Raw genomic sequence first — 17,775 nt, forward strand, 5'->3', positions numbered from 1 at the left:
GAAAGAACTTTGATCAGATCAGTCGTGCGCGGCATAGGCGCCGCGCTGCCCCGCCGAATCATGAAGAATGCCGATTTTGAAGGCATGGTCGAGACCTCCGACGAGTGGATCGCCCAGCGCACCGGTATTCGCCAGCGCCATATCGCTGCGGATGACGAGACGACGGCTTCGCTCGGTGAGGCGGCGGCGCGCGCAGCACTTGCCGATGCGGGTCTCACGCCCGCCGACCTCGATCTGATCGTGCTGGCGACCTCGACGCCCAACAACACATTCCCGGCCACCGCCGTCGAGATCCAGAACCGGCTCGGCATGCATCACGGGTTTGCCTTCGACCTGCAGGCGGTCTGCTCGGGCTTCGTCTACGCCGTGGCCACGGCCGACCTCTACATCCGCGGCGGCCTGGCCAAGCGCGTCCTGGTCATCGGCTCGGAAACATTCTCGCGCATCCTCGACTGGAGCGACCGCTCGACCTGCGTGCTGTTTGGCGATGGCGCCGGTGCCGTGGTCATGGAAGCCGGCGAGGGGACTGGCGCGATCGCCGACCGTGGCGTCCTGGCGGCCAGCCTGCGCTCCGACGGAGCGCACAAGGACAAGCTTTTCGTCGACGGCGGGCCGTCGACTACGGGCACCGTCGGCCACCTCCGGATGGAGGGCCGCGAAGTCTTCAAGCATGCGGTGGGCATGATCACCGACGTCATCGAAGCGACGTTCTCGCAAGCCGGCATTACCGCCGATGACCTCGATTGGTTCGTGCCGCACCAGGCCAATAAACGAATTATTGACGCTTCCGCCAAGAAGCTCGGGATAGCTGAGCAAAAGGTGGTGGTTACGGTCGATTTACACGGTAACACCTCGGCTGCTTCCGTGCCGTTGGCACTTTCGGTGGCCGTCGCCGACGGCCGCATCAAGAAGGGCGATCTCGTGCTTCTGGAGGCCATGGGTGGCGGCTTCACCTGGGGCGCGGTCCTGGTTCGCTGGTAAGTGCCAAACGGTCCGGTTTCGGTCCTTGACCTTGCCGGATCAATTACTTAGGTTCTGCCGTTGTTGTGCCGAATTTTATGTTTTGAGCTGATGGGACGGTCGGATGGGGGGAAAGACACTTACGCGCGCCGACCTTGCCGAGGCGGTTTACCGGAAGGTCGGCCTGTCGCGCACTGAATCGGCCGAACTCGTCGAAGCGGTGCTGGACGAAATCTGCGAAGCGATCGTCCGTGGCGAGACGGTGAAGCTGTCGTCCTTCGCGACATTCCACGTCCGCTCCAAGAACGAGCGCATCGGCCGCAACCCCAAGACCGGTGAAGAAGTGCCGATCCTGCCGCGCCGGGTGATGACCTTCAAGTCGTCGAATGTCCTGAAGAACCGTATCTTGCGCTCCCACCAAAGCGGCAAGGCCAAAAGCGGCAAGTAGCCACAATGCGCGGTTGAAAACCGCCGCCGCCATGATGCCGGGCTTGAATATTGCTTCATAAACCGCTGAAATGAGACCCGATTCGGCAGGGTAAGCCGGATCATCGTCCAGCGTGAGGATTCGCCCATGGACAAGAGCCCGGACGCCTTTCGTACCATCAGCGAGGTCGCTGAAGATCTCGATCTGCCGCAGCATGTGTTGCGCTTCTGGGAAACGCGTTTCACCCAGATCAAGCCGATGAAGCGCGGCGGCGGCCGTCGTTACTACAGGCCGCAGGATGTCGAGCTGATCAAGGGCATCCGCCACATGCTCTACGACCAGGGCTACACCATCAAGGGCGTGCAGAAGCTGTTGCGCGAGAACGGAAATCATTTCCTGGTCGCCATCGGCAATGGCGACATGGCCGCCGTCGAGGCGATCTCGCAGCGAAAGCAGGCCGATCAAGTGCCGCTGACGCCCGCGGCCCAGCCGCGCGGCATGGACGACGAACTGGTTGGCCAGCCGCGCGTCAAACCCAGTCGCCGCTTTTTCGGCTTGGGCAAGAGCGACGAGGACGGTCCGGTGCAGCCGGACGCGTCGAAACTCTCGCGCGACAATCGCGCGCTGCTGCAGGAGGCGCTGTTCGATCTCCTGGAATGCAAGCGTCTGCTCGACCAGGTGCGCTGACCGAAGCGGCATCGGTATTTCGAAAACCGGAACCCGTCTTCCGGTGAGGCGTTACGCTTCCTTCTGCACGTGAAGGAAACGCATCATGGCATCATTTTCGACCCTCTCGGACATCGATCTCGACAGACAGGTCGCGGCTCTCACCAGGGAATTGGCCAGCCTGAAGAGGGCCGTGGCCAGGCGAGGCGGTGCCTATTACGAGGACGGTCGCGATGCCGCACTCGACACCTATTCCGACTTTGCCGAGCGTCTGCGCGATGCCATGCCGGCCATCCGCAAACGGGGCAGGGTGATCGAGAAGTCGGCCCGCGATCATCCGGCGGCCGCCGCCGCAGTCGGCCTGGTGGTGCTCGGTCTCGTTGTCAGTCTGCTGTTCAGCCGGCGCTGAGGCGTAGGCCCGGTCATTCGGATGCATCCCTGACGAAACCACTGAGCAAAAAGGTGCTCGGGTGTTCAAAAGAACTTGATGGGGCCGATCTGCGTGAGACGGCCTCACAGGCGCCTGGTTCACGATCCCGTGACGGTCGGTTTGGCTCTTGGCAAATCGCCGGCGAGCGGGCATGTTCCCGATCGTCTCAGGCAGCACTCCACATTTGATCAAACTCTTTCAGTCATGGAGTTGCCAATGCCCCAAAATGCAAAAAGCGAAGCCCTCTCCGAACCGGCAGCCAACGGGAACGGGCCTGATCACGGCACCCTCAGAGCGATGCGGGAGACCCGCGGCTACAGCGTGGAAAAGCTTTCCCTGACATGCGGTCTGGCGGTCGACGAGATTGAGGATATCGAGAACGGCAGGGTGACCGATCCGTCGAAGCTGCGTCGTATTGTGTCCGCGCTTCGACTTCCGCAGGAGGCTCCGATTACCCCGGCCGTACCGACGCCGGCGCAAGGTCGACCCCTGACATAGATCAGCCCTCAGGCATGCCCGACAACCCGCCAAGGCATCCTTGGCGGGTTTGTTTTTTGTCGGGTGCCGCCGTCTCCCTGCCTCGGCCTGGGGCTTGCCGATTTGTGTGTCGCGCGTGTTTATACGCGATGCCGTCCATCAAGTTCTGAACCATGGGTTTTGACGATGAGCCTGGAATCCGTTCGTGCCTTCTTCGCCGCTCACGCACCTGGCATCGATGTCATCGTCACCGAAGCGAGTTCGGCGACGGTGGCGCTGGCGGCTGAGGCGCACGGCGTCCTGCCGGCACAGATCGCCAAGACGATCTGCCTGCGCGTCGGCGACCACACCATGCTGGTGGTGACCAGCGGTATCGCCAGGCTGGACAACCGCAAGTTCAAGAACCAGTTCGGCGGCAAGCCGCGCATGCTCGACGCCGCGGAAGTTGTCGAAGCAACGAGCCATCCGGTCGGCGGTGTCTGCCCGTTCGGCCTCCCGGCGCCGCTGCCGGTCTATTGCGACGTATCGCTGCGCGAGTTCGAAGAGGTGGTGCCGGCGGCAGGCGCCACCAACGCCGCCGTGCGGCTCAGCCCGCGACGCATGGCCGACCTCACCGGCGCCGAATGGATCGATGTCTGCCAAGGGTAGGATGGTCGCCGAATTTTGGTTGACCCGACCGGGGTTATCACGATACATCGCGACCGGTCCGGAGTGTAGCGCAGCCCGGTAGCGCACTTGACTGGGGGTCAAGGGGTCGTCGGTTCGAATCCGGCCACTCCGACCATTTGAAGCAGGACTTCCCCCGAGTCCGCATCGGCTGGAATCCGGCCAGATCAAATTTCCAATCGATTAGGCCTTTAACTTCTTGCTTGATCCGGCGCAGGCCGCAACAGCCGCTGGTGCCTATATTCCAGCGCGATGGCGCCCCAGATCAGGCCAAGCAGCAGGTAGACGTGGCGCCAGTGGTCGATGTCGATGAAGGTGCCGAGCCCGACATTGCCGATGAAGGCGACATAGGCGCACAACAGATAGGGCTGCCATGGCCGGTCGCGCAGCAGGATGCGGAAGCCGGCTGCTATCGTCCATAAGACGAGCGCGAGGAACGACACGAAGCCGAGCCAGCCATAGTCCATCAGCATCTTCAGCCAGATGTCGTGGGTGTCTTCGCCGAAGATCGTGCCGAACACCAGCGGGCCGATGCCGAATGGATGCTCCATCGCCATCTGGAAGCCGATTGCGTAGCGGGCGAAGCGTCCCAGGCGGGCGGTGTCGTAGCTCTGCTCGAGATGGGCACGGTTGGAGAACATCTCCGACACGCCGGGCAGCTGCAGGATGACGATCATGGCGACGACCAGCAGCGCCAGCGCGGCGATCGTCATCACCACCACGCGTAGCCGGAACATGCCGCTGGCGCTCTGCAGGAACAGCCAGCCGGTGAGCAGGACAGCCGAGACGGCGAACATGCCCCAGGCGCCGCGCGAGAAGGAGAAGAAGATGCCGGCGGTGATGATCAGCAGCGGCACCGCCAGCAGCGGCATGCGAGAGGCCGTTCCGGTCAGGAGCAGGTAGAGCAGATAGATGCCGGGCAGCACCAGGAACGGGCCGAACACGTTCGGGTCCTGGAAGGCGCCAGCGGCACGGTCGTATTTGGTGAACATCTCCGCGCCCGGAAAGGCGTGGAAATAGCCTGCAATGCCAAGCAGCGAGGTCGCCACGGCAGAAGCCACGTAGGCAATGAAGATCAGTCGGTAGAGGCTCGGCCGCACAGCGGTGATCGATGCGAAGAACACCGCGCTGAAGGCGAGAAACAGCGATACGGCGAGATAGAGCGGCGTATTGGCGAGGTCCGCCATCTGCGTCATGGAGATCATGCCGCCGATGTTCATCGTGACCAGCAGCACCAGGAGCGGCGTGGCCGCGCGGGAAATCCTCAAGCCGAAAAGCGCCCAGATGGCGATCAGCCCGGCCATGTAGAGTTCATAGGGCGCCGGCTCGCTGATGACGAAGCCGGATAGCAGAATGCCGAGGAAAACCGCGCATGAGGAAATCAGCGCGATCAGCTTGGCGTTGACCGCCGCGCGCGGCACATCATGGCTGATCGCGCTCAATAGGCGTTTTCCGTGTTGAGCAGCCGGATCGGCGTCAGGAACAGGATGCGCAAGTCGAACAGCAGCGACCAGTTCTCGATGTAGTAGAGGTCGTACTCCGTCCGCATGCGGATCTTCTCGTTGGTGTCCATCTCGCCGCGCCAGCCATTGATCTGCGCCCAGCCGGTGACGCCTGGCTTGACCTTGTGGCGTGCGAAATAGCCGTCGACCACCTCGTTGTAGAGCAGGTTGTGCGACTGCGCGGCGATGGCATGCGGGCGCGGGCCGACCAGCGACAGCGAACCCAGCAGCGAGTTGAAGAACTGCGGCAGCTCGTCGATCGAGGTCTTGCGGATGAAGCGGCCGACGCGGGTGACGCGCGGGTCGTTCTTGGTCACCGTCTGCTTGGCGGTCGGGTCGGCCTTGTCCGTATACATCGAACGGAACTTGTAGACCTCGATGATCTCGTTGTTGAAGCCGTGCCGCTTCTGATGGAACAGCACCGGCCCCTTGCTGTCGAGCTTGATGGCGATGGCGGTCGCCAGCATCACCGGTGAGAACACGACGATGCCGATGAGGCTGAAGACGATGTCGAAGGCGCGCTTGGCGACCGAATCCCAGTCGTTGATCGGCTTGTCGAAGATATCGAGCATCGGCACAGAGCCGATGTAGGAATAGGCGCGCGGGCGAAACTGCAGTGCGTTGGAATGCGCCGACAGCCGGATGTCGACCGGCAGCACCCACAGTTTCTTCAGCAACTGCAACACACGCGATTCGGCCGTCAGCGGCAGCGACACGATCAGCATGTCGATGCGTGCGATGCGGGCGAACTCGATCAGTTCCGAAATGGTGCCGAGCTTGGGATAGCCGGCGACGATGGGCGGCGAGCGCTTGTCGCCGCGATCGTCAAAGATGCCGCAGATGCGGATATCGTTGTAGGGCTGCTTTTCGACGGAGCGAATGAGGATTTCCGCCGCCTTGCCGCCGCCGACGATGACGGCGCGCCGCTCCATGCGGCCATCGCGCGCCCAGCGCCGGATCAGCTTCGACATCACCAGCCTGAGGCCGAAGATGAGAACGAAACCGATGACGAACCAGGTGCCGAACAGAAGGCGCGAATAGTCTTGCGACATCTTCATGGCGAACGCGGTCAACGCCATCAGCGCGAAGGCACCAGCCCAGGCCAGCAGCACGCGGCCGAAATTGGCGATGGGCCGCATCAAGGCGACGATCTGGTAACAGTCGGTGACGTCGAGCAGCACCACGGCAAGGAACGACGCGGCGGCGATCGTCAGCGGATACTGCCAGGCGAGATAGTTGAAGAACCCGACATAGTGGAAATAGACGGCGAGCCCGGACAGCAGCAGCAAGCCGAATTCGACCATGCGCAGGACGCCGCTGACCATGATCGGCGACATGGTATCGCGCCTGTACTGCGTGGCGACCTGGCGGGCGACATCGTTCATGCCGCTTGGCATGTCGCCATCGGCCGGGCCGTCGAATTTACGCACCGCCTCTGCTGAAAAGCGGCGCGCTGGGTCGATCTCGTTCATGGGGGCTTTCCGCAAGCTTCCCTTCGGTGAATAGCAAAAGAGAGCTAAGAAACCCTTGAAACAACCCGTGGCTTTGAAACGGCTTGGCCTTGCGGCTATCTGTCGAGCGCGGCGAAGTAGGCCTTCTCGATGTTGGCGGCCATCACATCGGCGCCGAAGCGCGCCTTGAGGTCGGCGCCATCGGGCATCAGGTCGCTATAGGCAGCGGGGTCGGCCAGCGCCTGGCTCATCTTGTCGGCAAGCTCGACCGGGTCGGGCCGGATCAGGGCAGGGGAACCGGTGCCGAAGATCTCCGGAATGCCGCCGACCGCGGTGGCGATCATCGGCTTTCCCGCGGCTAGCGTTTCCAGGACGATATAGGGCATGGCTTCGGCGCGCGAGGGAACGATGACGAGCGCCGCCAGTGCAAAGGCCTCCCTGGCCGGCATCGGCGGCAGGAAGCGGACATGGCGCTCGAGCCCGAGGCGTTTCACTCGCACGTGGTAACGCGGCAGGTCGTCGCCGTCGCCGACCATGACCGCGGTCAGCGCGCGGCCGAACTGGGGGCCGGCCAGCGCCAGTGCATCGATGAAGATGTCCGGCCCCTTCAGGTCGCGCATCATGCCGATATAGAGCAGATCGGCTGCGTCTGGCTCGGCGATCACCGGCTCGAATTCGGTGGCGCGCAGGCCGTTATAGACCAGGGTGTTGGGAATGGGCGGTTCGCCGACCTTCCTGCGGTAGGTTTGCCGTTCATAGTCGGAGACAAACAGCAGGCAGTCGGTGAAGCGAGCCATGAAGCGCTCGAGCGCGAAGAACAGCTTTCCGGTGGTCGTGTTCTCGTCATAGTGGAGAGAGCCGCCATGCGGCGAATAAAGGCGGGCTACGCGAGACCTTGATACCCGCAACAATGAGCCGAACAGACGGGCATAGGCGCCACCCTTGGCGCCGTGCCCGTGCAATACGTCCGGCCGCAATTCCTTGATGATCCTGTAAGTGCGCCAGGCCGAGGCAAGGTCGCCCGGGCCGACATGGCGCTGCATCGGCGTGCGGTGGATGCCGAGCGCCAGCATGTCCTTCATCTGCTCGAACAGACGCTCCTCGAACGCGCCGCCCGTCGTCGAATCGCAAACGATGCCGACGGAATGCCCGGCGGCTACCTGCGCCTCGGTCAGGTCGCGCACATGCCGGAATATTCCCCCGACGGGTGAGCGAAAGCAGTGGACGATCCTGAGTGTGTCCGCCACGTGGTTCGTCAGAACAGGCGTTCGCGGACGTAGACGGTATCGCCGGGCAGCAGCGGGTCGGAGGTGACCACACGGCCGGTCATCACCTTGCCGTTGATGTCGCGGGTGATGTCGACGCTTTCCTGGTTGGCACGCGGCGAGAAACCACCGGCAATGGCGATGGCCTTCTGCACCGTCAGGCCGGGGACATAGGAATATTGGCCGGCCGCACCCACTTCGCCCATGACGAAGATCGGCCGGTAGCGGTCGATCTCGACCGAAACGTCTGGATCGCGCAGATAGCCTTGCCGCAATTTGTCGGCGATTTGCTTTTCCATCTGCTGTGCGGTGTGGCCGCGCGCCGGAATGGCGCCGACAAGCGGGAAGGAGAGGTAGCCGGATTGGTCGACGCTGTAGCTGTTGGTCAGGCCGTCCTGCTCGAACACGGTGACGCGGACGCGGTCGCCGGCGCCAAGACGATAGGGCTGATCGAGCACCTCATGGAAGGCTGCCGGCGTCGGCCGGTAGCTGGAACAGCCGGCGAGCATCGATACGGCAAGCAGCGCGCGAAACAGGGAAGCAGTGCTTTTCATGACCGGATAGGTACCTTCGACTGGTCGCCGCAACGTCGCAGCAACTCTAGGGATCGAGGTCCGTTATCATCCTGTTAGGGTTAATGGCCGGTAAAGGGGGCGGCCGACGGACGGCGCATCGGCAAGAGTTTTACGATTTCTGGCGGTTTTGTTTATCGCCCGCCAGTAAACCCTAATGGAAACTTACCGCGATCTTAACGGCTGAGTTACCATAGTTGTTTACGGTGCGTGCTGACCCAGTATCGGAGTAGGGATGCATGTCCGTTCAGTCCGCGGCCGCAGATGTCGACGTCGATCTCAGCCAGCTCTTCGGCAGCCTGGCGAGGAGTTGGCTGCGCATTCTCGTCGTCGCGGTGTTGGTGACCGGCGCGGCTTTCGCCTTTGCCTCGCTGGCAACCCGGCACTACAAGGCCGAGACGCAGGTGGAAATCGCTCCGCGTGAATCCGTGTATACGCGGCCGGCCAGCAACAACAATGATACCGACAAGCCTATTCTCGACGAACAGGGCGTCGCCACCCAGGTCCAGATAATTTCCTCCAACGAAATCCTCAAGCAGGTCGCGCAAAAGCTTGGCCTGGCAAAATTGCCCGAGTTCGACGACGCGCTCTATATGTCGCCGTTGAGCCGCGCTTTGGTCCTCGTCGGCTTGAAAAGCGATCCGATGGAGATTCCGGCGGAAGAGCGGGTCCTCAAGAAAATGCACGAGAAGCTCAACGTCTATGGCGTCGAGAAGACCCGCATCATCGCCATTGAGTTCTCATCGGAAGATCCAAGGCTCGCGGCCGCCATACCAGACGCCATTGCCGCCGCCTATATAGCGGGGCAAGGGGCCGCCAAGCTCGAATCGAACAATGCCGCCGCCGATTTTCTGGCGCCGGAGATCGCCGACCTGTCGAAGCAGGTCAAGGATGCCGAGGCCAAGGTCGCCGCCTACCGCTCACAATCCGATCTTCTGATGGGTGGTAACAATTCGGTGCTGGCCACCCAGCAGCTCTCGGAACTGTCGAGCGAACTGTCGAAAGTGCGCGCCAACCGCGCCGCGGCCGAAGCGACCGCTGACGGTGTGCGCAGGGCGCTGCAGAATGGCGGTTCGCTGGACGCCGTGCCGGAGGTTTTGTCATCGGACCTGATCCAGCGCCTGCGCGAGCGCCAGGTCGAACTGCGCACCAACATCGCCGATCTGTCGACGACATTGCTTGGCAATCATCCACGCATCCGCGCGCTGAAATCGCAACTGGCCGATCTCGATGCGCAGATCCGCGGCGAGGCGCAAAAGGTCATGAAGGGCCTGTTGATGCAGGCCGAGACGGCAAAGGCCCGCGAGAATCAGCTTGTCGCCGACGTCAACACATTGAAGGCCGCGTCGGCTCAGGCCGGGGAACAGCAGGTCGATCTCGATGCGCTGCAGCGCGATGCCACCGCCAAACGGCAGCAGCTCGAGTTGTATCTGACCAACTACCGCGAAGCGGCCTCGCGCCAGGATCGCAATTATCTGCCGGTCGACGCGCGGATCGCCTCGAAGGCTTCGGTTCCCTCCGAGGCTTATTTCCCGAAGGTCGGTCCGATCGTTGGCGCCGCTTTCGCCGCATCGCTGCTGATCATGGCCATCGTGACGCTTCTGCGGGAGCTGTTTTCCGGCCGTGCGATGCGTCCGGCCACCGGTTCCCGCTTCGAGCGGATCGATGAGGTCGCGATGCCCCATGTAGCGCAAGCGGCGGTCGCGATGCCGGTTGTCCGCCATGAGCCCTCAGTCCGCCAGGATACCGTCGCTCGCCAGGAGATGGCGGAACGTCCGGCTGAAGCGGAGGCCGAGCCCTACACGGCCGCGATGCCCTATAGGGCCGAAGCGCCCGATATGGTCGCAATGGCCGAGGCAGCGGCAGCCGAGCAGACGGCTGTCGAGCCCGAACCGGTGCGTTCGACGCTGGGCGAGATCGACGTCGAGAAGGCTGCCGAAAAGCTGATCGCCAGCGGTGCCGCGCGCGCCATATTCGTGTCGCCAGAGGGCGACGAGGCCGCCGCATCCGCGGTCCTGGTGGCACGCGAGGTCGCCGACGCCGGCCTGCGCGTCCTATTGCTGGACCTCACCGCTTCGGGAGCCGCCTCGCGGCCGATGCTGGACAGCGGCCTTTTCCCCGGCATCACCAACCTGCTCGCTTCGGAAGCGCAGTTCAGCGACGTCATCCACGCCGATCTCTACTCGGACTGTCACGTCATTCCCGTCGGCACCGCCGATCCGGTCCGCGCCATGCGAGCCGCCGACCGTCTGCCGATCATCATGCAGTCGCTGACAACCGCCTATGATCTGGTCGTGGTCGAGTGCGGACCAGCCGACGCGCAGGGCATCAGCCGTCTGACCGGCGATGCCACCGAGGTCTTTCTCTCCATGCTGGAGCCGGACGACGAAGTAACAAAGGCCGCGGTCAGGCTGATCGAAAGCGGCTATCCCGACGTGACGCTGGTGACGCCGCTCGGCCACGAACCGCCCGGCAATCCGGTGCCGGGACGGCGCACCGCCGCCGCCTGAGCGAGCCTTGGATCGTTTGGCGGAGACCTGTTCAGAGGCCCGTCTGATTTCTATCCCAGTTCCAGGGTCGTTACGCCGAACAACCGCTGCGGCCCAAGCTTCGGGGCTGGGCCCTTGTACATGCGGGTGGTGGTGAAGGTCGGCGCAAAGCCGGCCGCATCGAGCGCTGCAATGAAGTCCAGTTTGGTGGCTGGAACGTCGACGCTCAGGTCGCCGCCCTCGCAGGCACCAGCCAGTCCGTCCAGCAATCGCAGAGCGATTTCCATGTCGTCGGCAAACAGCGGGCCGATCTTGAAGCCGGATCGACACCGGCGCGCCACGCCATAGCCGTTGATGCCGCGTGAACTGATCGCCGCCAGCCCGTGATGTGGCGGCCGCAGCCAGCGCTGCAGAAAGGCACGTCGGGGCGCGGGAAAGCAATGCGCGTCATAGGCGATGATGTCGGGCACGAGCTCAGTCTTCACCGTCCTCAGTCCGTCGGCTCTGCCCGATGGGCCTGCCTTGCGGCCGCTATAGCGGATGGTCTCGTAGGTCGGGCTGAAGCCCTTGCGCCGGTAATTCGCCTGCTGCTCGGCGACGCCGTCGAGGCCGATTGTGCGGCCGGCAAGTCTCGTTATTCCGGCGTTCCACACCGCCTTTGCGTAGCCTTTGCCGCGCATGTCCGGCCGGCAGATGTAGAGGCCAATGAATCCGAACTCGCTTCCATAGGCCACCGCCGAGATTGCCGCGACCATTTCGTTGCCTACAAAGGCGCCGATGAAGCCTTCAGGGTCCGCGGCCTGGAACATCGCCGCGTCTTCAAGGCCAGGATTCCAGCCTTCCGCGGCCGCCCAGTCGACGAGAACAGCCAGCTCCTGCAGCGACAGTGTCCGGACGGTCGGCTTCATGGCGCTCACTCCGCGGCGGCTATTCCGGGTGAGAAGGATTTCAGCACACCACGATAGGGCTTGGCCAGCGGGCTTGCATAGGCTCCGCGCTTCGATGTCGACAGGCCGAGCGAGATCAGCGCCTCGGCCTGCTTGAGTGCTGCGCCGACGCCGTCGATGACCGGCAGTTGGAACTCCGCTTGCAGCCGGTGTGCAAGGTCGGCCATACCGGCGCAGCCGAGCACAATGGCCTCGGCGCGATCCTCTCCGATGGCTCGGGCGATTTCGTCGCGCAGTTTTCCGACCGCGCCGGATGCCGGGTCCTCCAGCGCAAGCACGGGGATGTCCGCGGCGCGCACGCGGACGCGTCCCGCCATGCCGTAGCGATGCACCAGCCCCTCGACAGGTACAAGCGAGCGTTCGGTGGTTGTCACCACGGTGAAGCGCTGGGCAATGAAAGCAGCGATGGAAAGCGCCGCCTCGCAGATGCCGATAACGGGGATACCGGCCATGGCGCGTGCCGCATCAAGGCCGGTGTCGTCGAAACAGGCGATGATGGCCGCCTGCGCGCCGGCACGCTCGCCGGCGGCGATCTCCATCAGCAGGCCCGGCACGGCCAGTGCCTCGTCATAATAGCCTTCGATCGATACCGGTCCCATGGACGAGGTGACGGCAACCACTTCCGTCCAGGCGCCGGCGACGGCGCGTGCGGCGGCCGCGATGGTCTCGGTCATGCTCGCCGTCGTGTTTGGGTTTACCACCAGTATCTGCACGGTCACGCGCTCGCCCGGCGGCGGCCGACATAGAGGATGGCGCCCAACGTTGCCAAGATCACCAGGAACGAAAACACCGTGGTCACCGTGCCCAGCGCGTAGAGGACAGGCGTCGTGACATTGGTGGTCATGCCGTAGATCTCGAGCGGCAGCGTGTTGAAGGTGCCTGAGGTCATCAGCGTACGCGCGAACTCGTCGTAGGACAGCGTGAAGCCGAACAGGCCGACGCCGATCAGGCTCGGCGCGATCATCGGCAGCACAACATGGGCGAAGGTCTGCCAGGAGGTGGCGCCGAGGTCGCGTGCGGCCTCCTCATAGGCCGGCGAGAAGCGGTTGAAGACGGCGAACATGATCAGTACGCCGAACGGCAAGGTCCAGGTCAGATGCGCGCCGAAGGCGGACGTGTACCAGGCCGGACGAAAGCCGATCTGCTGGAAGACCACGCCGATGCCCAGTGAAATGATGATCGAGGGCACGACGAGGCTGGCGACAGCCAGGTAGAACAGCGCTGTGGCGCCGCGAAATTTCTGGCGGAAGGCGAGGCCTGCCAGCAGTGACACCAGGACGGTGACGATCATCACCATGACGCCCAGCACCAGCGAGCGCTTGAAGCTGCCGCCGAAGTCGCCGACGGCCTGGCGCTCGAACAGATTGGCGAACCAGTGCAGCGACACGCCGTTAAGCGGGAAGGTGAGGCCACCGGTCTCGCCCTGGAAGGACAGGATCAGGATCGCCGACAGCGGGCCGTAGAGGAACAGCACGAACAGCGTGAAGAAAACCGCCAGCACGTAGAAACCGACAGTGCGTTTTTCGTGGCTCACGTCAGAGCTCCTTGCGGATGTCGACGACGCGCAGGATGCCGGCGACCATCAAAAGCACCAGCACGAGCAGCACCACCGCATTGGCCGCGGCGGCCGGATATTGCAGCAGCGACATCTGGTTCTTCATCATCAGCGCGACGGAAGCGCTCTGGCCGCCCGACATCACCTGCACGGTGGAGAAGTCGGCCATGACGAGCGTGACGACGAAGATGGTGCCGATCGCCATGCCCGGCTTGGCCAGTGGAATGATGACGTTCCACAGCACCTGCCAGCCGGAGGCGCCCGCGTCGCGCGCGGCCTCGACCAGCGAGCGGTCGATGCGCATCAGCGTGTTGAAGATCGGCGTCACCATGAACAGCGTGTAGAGATGGACCATGGCGAGCACGACCGCGAATTCCGAATAGAGCAGCCATTCGATCGGTTTCGGCACCAGCCCCAGATGCACCAACGTCGAGTTGATCAGCCCGTTGCGGCCGAGCACGGGAATCCACGAGATCATGCGGATGATGTTGGAGGTCAGGAAAGGCACGGTGCAGACCAGGAACAGCACCATCTGCATGGCCGTGGTGCGGATGTGGAAGGCCAGGAAATAGGCGACCCAGAAGCCGATGAACAAGGTCAGCGCCCAGACGATGGCGGCGAATTTGATGGTATTGAGATAGGTCTTCCAGGTAACCCACGAGCCCAGAACATCGGAATAGTTTGTGGTCAGGAAATCCGGATACATGGCGGCGAAGTCGTAATCCCAGAAGGACACGACGACGATCATGATGATGGGCAGGAGCAGGAACGCACCAAGGATCAGCGCCAGAGGCGCCGACTGGAGGTAGGGCGTGACGGCGCTGACGGAGAAGCGTCGTTGTCGGACTTGTTTCGCGGCGGCGATTGCGGGACGTTCGATCGCGACTGTCATTAATGCTCTCGGTTCTTCGCGATGCGGCTGAGCCGCGTTCCCTTCTCCCGCAAGGGGAGAAGGGGTAGAGAAGGGGCGCTTGTTCCTTACGCCGCGATGAACTCGTTCCAGCGCTTCACCATATAGCGGTCCTCGTCCATGACCGAGTTCCAGCAGGCGACCTTGCCCATGCGCTCCTCGAACGAGCCGCCGTCGCGCACCGCGCCGGCCTTCTCCATGACCGTGCCGTCCGGTGCCTTGATGTCGCCCTTGGCCGGCTTGCCTTCGATCCAGTAGCCCCACTCGTCCTCGGTCATGAACTTCTTGGCCGAGACCATGTTGGCCGAGTAATAGCCTTGGCGGTTGAGATAGCCGCCGACCCAGCCCGACGTGTACCAGTTGATGTATTCGTAGGCAGCGTCGAGCTCGGCGCCCTTGAGATGGGCGGCAAGACCGAGGCCGCCACCCCATGAGCGGTAGCCTTCCTTGAGCGGCTGGAAGCGGCAGGCGATGCCCTTGGAGCGCACGGCGGCGACGGCCGGTGACCACATCGACTGGATGACAACTTCGCCCGACGCCATCAAATTGACGCTCTCGTCGAAGGACTTCCAGAAGGCGCGGAACTGGCCGGCCTGCTTGGCCTTGATCAGGAAGTCGATCGTCTTGTCGATCTCCTCCTTGGTCATGTTGCCCTTGTCGGCATATTTGATGTTGCCCGTGGCTTCCATGATCATCGCCGCGTCCATGATGCCGATGGAGGGGATGTTGAGAATCGCGGTCTTGCCCTTGAAGGCCGGGTCCATGATGTCGGCCCAGGTGGTGATGTCGCGGCCGACAAGGTCGGGGCGGATGCCCAGCGTGTCGGCGTTGTAGATAGTCGGCACCATGGTGAACCAGTTGGTCGGTGCCTTGGCGAAGGTCTTTGAGTCCTGCGCGTCGACATAACCGACTGTGTGCGGCGCCGTGCCCTGCGCGATGACGCTGTCGGGCGTCAGCTTGCCGGTTTTGAACAGCGGCACCAGTTCGTCATAGTACTTCAGTTTGCTGACATCCATCGGCTGCAGGACGCCGCTCGGGAACACCTTCTTGCAGATCCAGTATTCGATGTCGGCGATGTCGTAACTGTCGGGCTGGGTCACGGCGCGCTGGGCAGCGGCGTCGGAATCTGTCGCCGTCATCTCGAGCGTGATGCCGAGATCGGCCTTGCACTTGTCGGCGATGGCGTTGAGGTTCGACACGCCGGTGCCGAACTGGCGCAGCGTGATGTTGGATTGCGCCCAGATGGTCGGAAAGCCTGATATGGCACCAGAGCCGGCGGCAAGACCGACGGCAGCGGCACCCGTCTTCAGCAGCGAGCGGCGCGAAATACCCGCCTTGGTTTGCGTAGTTTTTGTCATCCTATTCCCCTATCTTGTTTTGCTTGGTTGACGTCATGAATGCAGGCGGCCGAGGACGATGGCATCCTCGGAATCCCAGGCGACCGGTACGGCGTTGCCAACGGCGACGGGTTTGGCGAAGAAGTCGGAATCGTCGATGATGACGGTGAAATCGTCGATGCCGGCGCCGGTGACCGACAGCTTCACCGTGGCGCCGCGATATTCGATGTTGGAGACGATGCCGGTGAAGCCGAGGCCGGGCGAGGGTGCCTCGCCGATGCGCACATGGTCGGTGCGGATGGCGATGTCGATCGGCGCTCCCACGTCCTGTGGCTGGCCACTGGCGGCAAGCGAGCCGCCGCCATTCACGTCGAAGGCGACCATGGCGTCGCGTTCACCGGTGACCCGGCCGGAGATGACATTGTGGTCGCCCATGAAGCGCGCGACGAAGGCGGTGGCCGGCCGCTCGAACACGTCGCGCGGCGCCGCTGCCTGTTCGATGCGGCCGTCATTCATCACCACGATCAGGTCGGCGAGCGCCATCGCCTCCTCCTGGCTGTGGGTGACGTGGACGAAGGTGATGCCGAGTGACGCCTGCAGCTTCTTCAGCTCGGCCCGCATGCGGATCTTCAGGAACGGGTCGAGCGCGGAAAGCGGCTCGTCGAGCAACAGCGCCTCTGGATCGGTGATCAATGCGCGGGCGAGTGCTACGCGCTGCTGTTGGCCGCCGGAAAGCTGCGCGGGCCGGCGCGTCGCATAGGCCTCCATCTGCATCAGCTTCAGCATGTCGAGCGCCTTGGCACGACGCTTTTCCTTGTCGACGCCCTTCATCTTCAGGCTGAAGGCGACATTGTCGATCAGGTCGAGATGCGGGAACAGCGCATAGGACTGGAACATCATCGCCGTGCCGCGCTTGGCCGGCGGCAAGTCCGTCACCACCACATTGCCGAGGCGGACATCGCCGCTGGAAATGCTCTCATGGCCGGCGATCATGCGCAGCGTCGAGGTTTTGCCGCAGCCAGAAGGGCCAAGCAGGCAGCAGTAGGTGCCGGCCGGGATCTTGAGGCTGATGCCCTCGACGGCGGTCGTCGTTCCATAGACTTTCGAAACGGACACAATGTCGATTTCGGCGGCTTTGGACATCAGGCTTCCCCATTTGGTCGCATTAACCAAAGCATCATGCGTGCCAATCGCGAGATGACTGGCCAAGCACTTGAATCGTCGGGAAAATCAGGATTTTTGGGCGGCGCCTATCAGGCGGGCTGTTTGTGCATTGCACAAATTATGGGCGATTGTCGGCGATCTCTACCCAAATCGTATGCAATCTTTTTTGCCTTCGTGTCCACTTTGCCTCTCGTGCAGGCGTCAAGAGTCGCGTTAGAAGGGGACGGAAAGAATTCCCGCCATGAACATTGCCGACCAGATCTATTCCGCCACCGACAGCGCCACGCAGGATCGTGCCCGGGCGATCCGCGACCAGTTGCGCGACGCCATCGTCGACCGCCGGCTGGCGCCGGGCACCAAGCTGTCGGAAGGCGAGGTCGGCACACTGTTCGACGTCTCCCGTACCGTGGCACGCGCGGCGCTGCAGATGCTGTCCTTCGAAGGGCTGGTGCGCACCGAGCGCAATCGTGGCGCCTTCGTCGCCAACCCATCGCCGGAGGAGGCGCGCCAACTGTTCGCCTCGCGCCGGCTGATCGAACCGGGCATTGCCATCGCCGCCTGCGGCCGTGTCACCGCTACCGACATTGCCGCATTCAAGGCGCAGCTCGACGAGGAGGGCCGCTTCATCGCTGAGCGCGGCCCGACCGCGCGGCGTTCCGAAATCAAGGCATCGGGCGATTTCCACTTGCTGCTCGCCGCCGTCGCCGGCAATGCCATCCTGCAGCGCTTCATGGAGGAACTGGTGGCGCGCTCGTCATTGGTCATCGCGCTTTACGGGCGGTCTGGCATATCGGCCTGTGGGCACAGCGAACACACGGAAATTGTCGGCGCGCTGGAGAGCGGCGATTGCGGGCGGGCGAGCCGGCTGATGCTGCACCACATCGATCATATCGAGGCCGATCTGGATTTGCGCGTCAGGGCCGGCCCGGCTCTGAGGGAAGCCCTCAATTTTTGAGA

18 protein-coding genes and 1 tRNA gene are annotated in these 17,775 nt (G+C 63.2%); 9 read left to right on the forward strand and 10 right to left on the reverse strand.

Annotation, left to right across the window (positions count from 1 at the left end):
- Nucleotides 1-9: 9 nt before the first annotated feature.
- The 7 genes from NKH02_RS23340 (at nt 10) to NKH02_RS23370 (ending at nt 3,744) form a co-directional block, all read left to right on the forward strand.
- On the forward strand, nt 10-981 hold the full coding sequence (locus NKH02_RS23340) for a beta-ketoacyl-ACP synthase III (RefSeq protein WP_352881765.1): 972 nt from the start codon (nt 10-12) through the stop codon (nt 979-981).
- A gap of 103 nt (nt 982-1,084) precedes the next feature.
- Nucleotides 1,085-1,408: an integration host factor subunit alpha gene (locus NKH02_RS23345; protein ID WP_023759885.1), complete on the forward strand. Its 324-nt coding sequence runs from the start codon at nt 1,085-1,087 to the stop codon at nt 1,406-1,408.
- A gap of 126 nt (nt 1,409-1,534) precedes the next feature.
- Entirely contained in the window at nt 1,535-2,074 is a 540-nt protein-coding gene (locus tag NKH02_RS23350; RefSeq protein WP_352870542.1) for a MerR family transcriptional regulator, read from the forward strand.
- A gap of 85 nt (nt 2,075-2,159) precedes the next feature.
- Nucleotides 2,160-2,462, forward strand: coding sequence for a hypothetical protein (locus NKH02_RS23355; protein ID WP_352881767.1), 303 nt, complete (start codon nt 2,160-2,162; stop codon nt 2,460-2,462).
- Nucleotides 2,463-2,699: 237 nt separating this feature from the next.
- Nucleotides 2,700-2,981 (forward strand): helix-turn-helix domain-containing protein, encoded by a 282-nt coding sequence (locus tag NKH02_RS23360; protein ID WP_352881769.1) that lies wholly within the window; start codon nt 2,700-2,702, stop codon nt 2,979-2,981.
- A 165-nt stretch (nt 2,982-3,146) separates the two neighbouring features.
- Nucleotides 3,147-3,608: a YbaK/EbsC family protein gene (locus NKH02_RS23365; protein ID WP_352881771.1), complete on the forward strand. Its 462-nt coding sequence runs from the start codon at nt 3,147-3,149 to the stop codon at nt 3,606-3,608.
- A 59-nt stretch (nt 3,609-3,667) separates the two neighbouring features.
- Nucleotides 3,668-3,744, forward strand: a tRNA-Pro gene (locus NKH02_RS23370).
- Nucleotides 3,745-3,817: 73 nt separating this feature from the next.
- On the opposite strand, the gene NKH02_RS23375 is transcribed toward NKH02_RS23370, so the two are convergent.
- The 4 genes from NKH02_RS23375 to NKH02_RS23390 form a co-directional block, all read right to left on the reverse strand.
- Nucleotides 3,818-5,068 (reverse strand): O-antigen ligase family protein, encoded by a 1,251-nt coding sequence (locus NKH02_RS23375; protein WP_352881774.1) that lies wholly within the window; start codon nt 5,066-5,068, stop codon nt 3,818-3,820.
- Nucleotides 5,065-6,600 carry an undecaprenyl-phosphate glucose phosphotransferase gene (locus NKH02_RS23380; protein ID WP_352881777.1) on the reverse strand — a complete coding sequence of 512 codons (1,536 nt, stop codon included), beginning with the start codon at nt 6,598-6,600 and terminating at the stop codon, nt 5,065-5,067. Before NKH02_RS23380 ends, NKH02_RS23375 begins: the two co-directional genes overlap by 4 nt.
- A gap of 95 nt (nt 6,601-6,695) precedes the next feature.
- A complete protein-coding gene (locus NKH02_RS23385) occupies nt 6,696-7,826 on the reverse strand; it encodes a glycosyltransferase family 4 protein (RefSeq protein WP_352881779.1) in 1,131 nt (376 codons plus the stop codon).
- 8 nt (nt 7,827-7,834) lie between these two features.
- Entirely contained in the window at nt 7,835-8,398 is a 564-nt protein-coding gene (locus tag NKH02_RS23390; protein WP_352881782.1) for a polysaccharide biosynthesis/export family protein, read from the reverse strand.
- A 257-nt stretch (nt 8,399-8,655) separates the two neighbouring features.
- Between NKH02_RS23390 and NKH02_RS23395 the strand changes: the two genes are divergently transcribed.
- Nucleotides 8,656-10,926: a GumC family protein gene (locus tag NKH02_RS23395; RefSeq protein WP_352881784.1), complete on the forward strand. Its 2,271-nt coding sequence runs from the start codon at nt 8,656-8,658 to the stop codon at nt 10,924-10,926.
- A gap of 50 nt (nt 10,927-10,976) precedes the next feature.
- On the opposite strand, the gene NKH02_RS23400 is transcribed toward NKH02_RS23395, so the two are convergent.
- The 6 genes from NKH02_RS23400 to NKH02_RS23425 form a co-directional block, all read right to left on the reverse strand.
- The gene (locus NKH02_RS23400; protein ID WP_352881786.1) at nt 10,977-11,813 is read right to left on the reverse strand and encodes a GNAT family N-acetyltransferase; all 837 of its coding nucleotides are present in this window, start codon (nt 11,811-11,813) and stop codon (nt 10,977-10,979) included.
- Between the two features lie 5 nt (nt 11,814-11,818).
- Nucleotides 11,819-12,565 carry an aspartate/glutamate racemase family protein gene (locus NKH02_RS23405; protein WP_352870602.1) on the reverse strand — a complete coding sequence of 249 codons (747 nt, stop codon included), beginning with the start codon at nt 12,563-12,565 and terminating at the stop codon, nt 11,819-11,821.
- 2 nt (nt 12,566-12,567) lie between these two features.
- On the reverse strand, nt 12,568-13,386 hold the full coding sequence (locus NKH02_RS23410; protein ID WP_352881788.1) for an ABC transporter permease: 819 nt from the start codon (nt 13,384-13,386) through the stop codon (nt 12,568-12,570).
- A 1-nt stretch (nt 13,387) separates the two neighbouring features.
- Entirely contained in the window at nt 13,388-14,299 is a 912-nt protein-coding gene (locus NKH02_RS23415) for an ABC transporter permease (protein ID WP_352881790.1), read from the reverse strand.
- An 86-nt stretch (nt 14,300-14,385) separates the two neighbouring features.
- Nucleotides 14,386-15,675, reverse strand: a complete 1,290-nt coding sequence (locus NKH02_RS23420; protein WP_352881792.1) for an ABC transporter substrate-binding protein — start codon at nt 15,673-15,675, stop codon at nt 14,386-14,388.
- Nucleotides 15,676-15,708: 33 nt separating this feature from the next.
- Nucleotides 15,709-16,797 (reverse strand): ABC transporter ATP-binding protein, encoded by a 1,089-nt coding sequence (locus NKH02_RS23425; RefSeq protein ID WP_352881794.1) that lies wholly within the window; start codon nt 16,795-16,797, stop codon nt 15,709-15,711.
- Between the two features lie 262 nt (nt 16,798-17,059).
- On the opposite strand from NKH02_RS23425, the gene NKH02_RS23430 reads away from it, so the two are divergent.
- Entirely contained in the window at nt 17,060-17,773 is a 714-nt protein-coding gene (locus tag NKH02_RS23430; protein ID WP_352870559.1) for a GntR family transcriptional regulator, read from the forward strand.
- Nucleotides 17,774-17,775 lie beyond the last annotated feature (2 nt).

The organism is Mesorhizobium sp. M1396, assembly GCF_040317725.1.
Taxonomy (GTDB): Bacteria; Pseudomonadota; Alphaproteobacteria; order Rhizobiales; family Rhizobiaceae; genus Mesorhizobium.

Excerpts from the sequence above, each read along its gene's own strand:
- NKH02_RS23425 (WP_352881794.1), bottom strand. The coding sequence starts at position 16,797 with ATGTCCAAAGCCGCCGAAATCGACATTGTGTCCGTTTCGAAAGTCTAT.
- NKH02_RS23420 (WP_352881792.1), bottom strand. The coding sequence starts at position 15,675 with ATGACAAAAACTACGCAAACCAAGGCGGGTATTTCGCGCCGCTCGCTG.
- NKH02_RS23350 (WP_352870542.1), top strand. The coding sequence starts at position 1,535 with ATGGACAAGAGCCCGGACGCCTTTCGTACCATCAGCGAGGTCGCTGAA.
- NKH02_RS23390 (WP_352881782.1), bottom strand. The coding sequence starts at position 8,398 with ATGAAAAGCACTGCTTCCCTGTTTCGCGCGCTGCTTGCCGTATCGATG.
- NKH02_RS23415 (WP_352881790.1), bottom strand. The coding sequence starts at position 14,299 with ATGACAGTCGCGATCGAACGTCCCGCAATCGCCGCCGCGAAACAAGTC.
- NKH02_RS23400 (WP_352881786.1), bottom strand. The coding sequence starts at position 11,813 with ATGAAGCCGACCGTCCGGACACTGTCGCTGCAGGAGCTGGCTGTTCTC.
- NKH02_RS23395 (WP_352881784.1), top strand. The coding sequence starts at position 8,656 with ATGTCCGTTCAGTCCGCGGCCGCAGATGTCGACGTCGATCTCAGCCAG.
- NKH02_RS23355 (WP_352881767.1), top strand. The coding sequence starts at position 2,160 with ATGGCATCATTTTCGACCCTCTCGGACATCGATCTCGACAGACAGGTC.
- NKH02_RS23345 (WP_023759885.1), top strand. The coding sequence starts at position 1,085 with ATGGGGGGAAAGACACTTACGCGCGCCGACCTTGCCGAGGCGGTTTAC.
- NKH02_RS23380 (WP_352881777.1), bottom strand. The coding sequence starts at position 6,600 with ATGAACGAGATCGACCCAGCGCGCCGCTTTTCAGCAGAGGCGGTGCGT.
- NKH02_RS23360 (WP_352881769.1), top strand. The coding sequence starts at position 2,700 with ATGCCCCAAAATGCAAAAAGCGAAGCCCTCTCCGAACCGGCAGCCAAC.
- NKH02_RS23430 (WP_352870559.1), top strand. The coding sequence starts at position 17,060 with ATGAACATTGCCGACCAGATCTATTCCGCCACCGACAGCGCCACGCAG.
- NKH02_RS23365 (WP_352881771.1), top strand. The coding sequence starts at position 3,147 with ATGAGCCTGGAATCCGTTCGTGCCTTCTTCGCCGCTCACGCACCTGGC.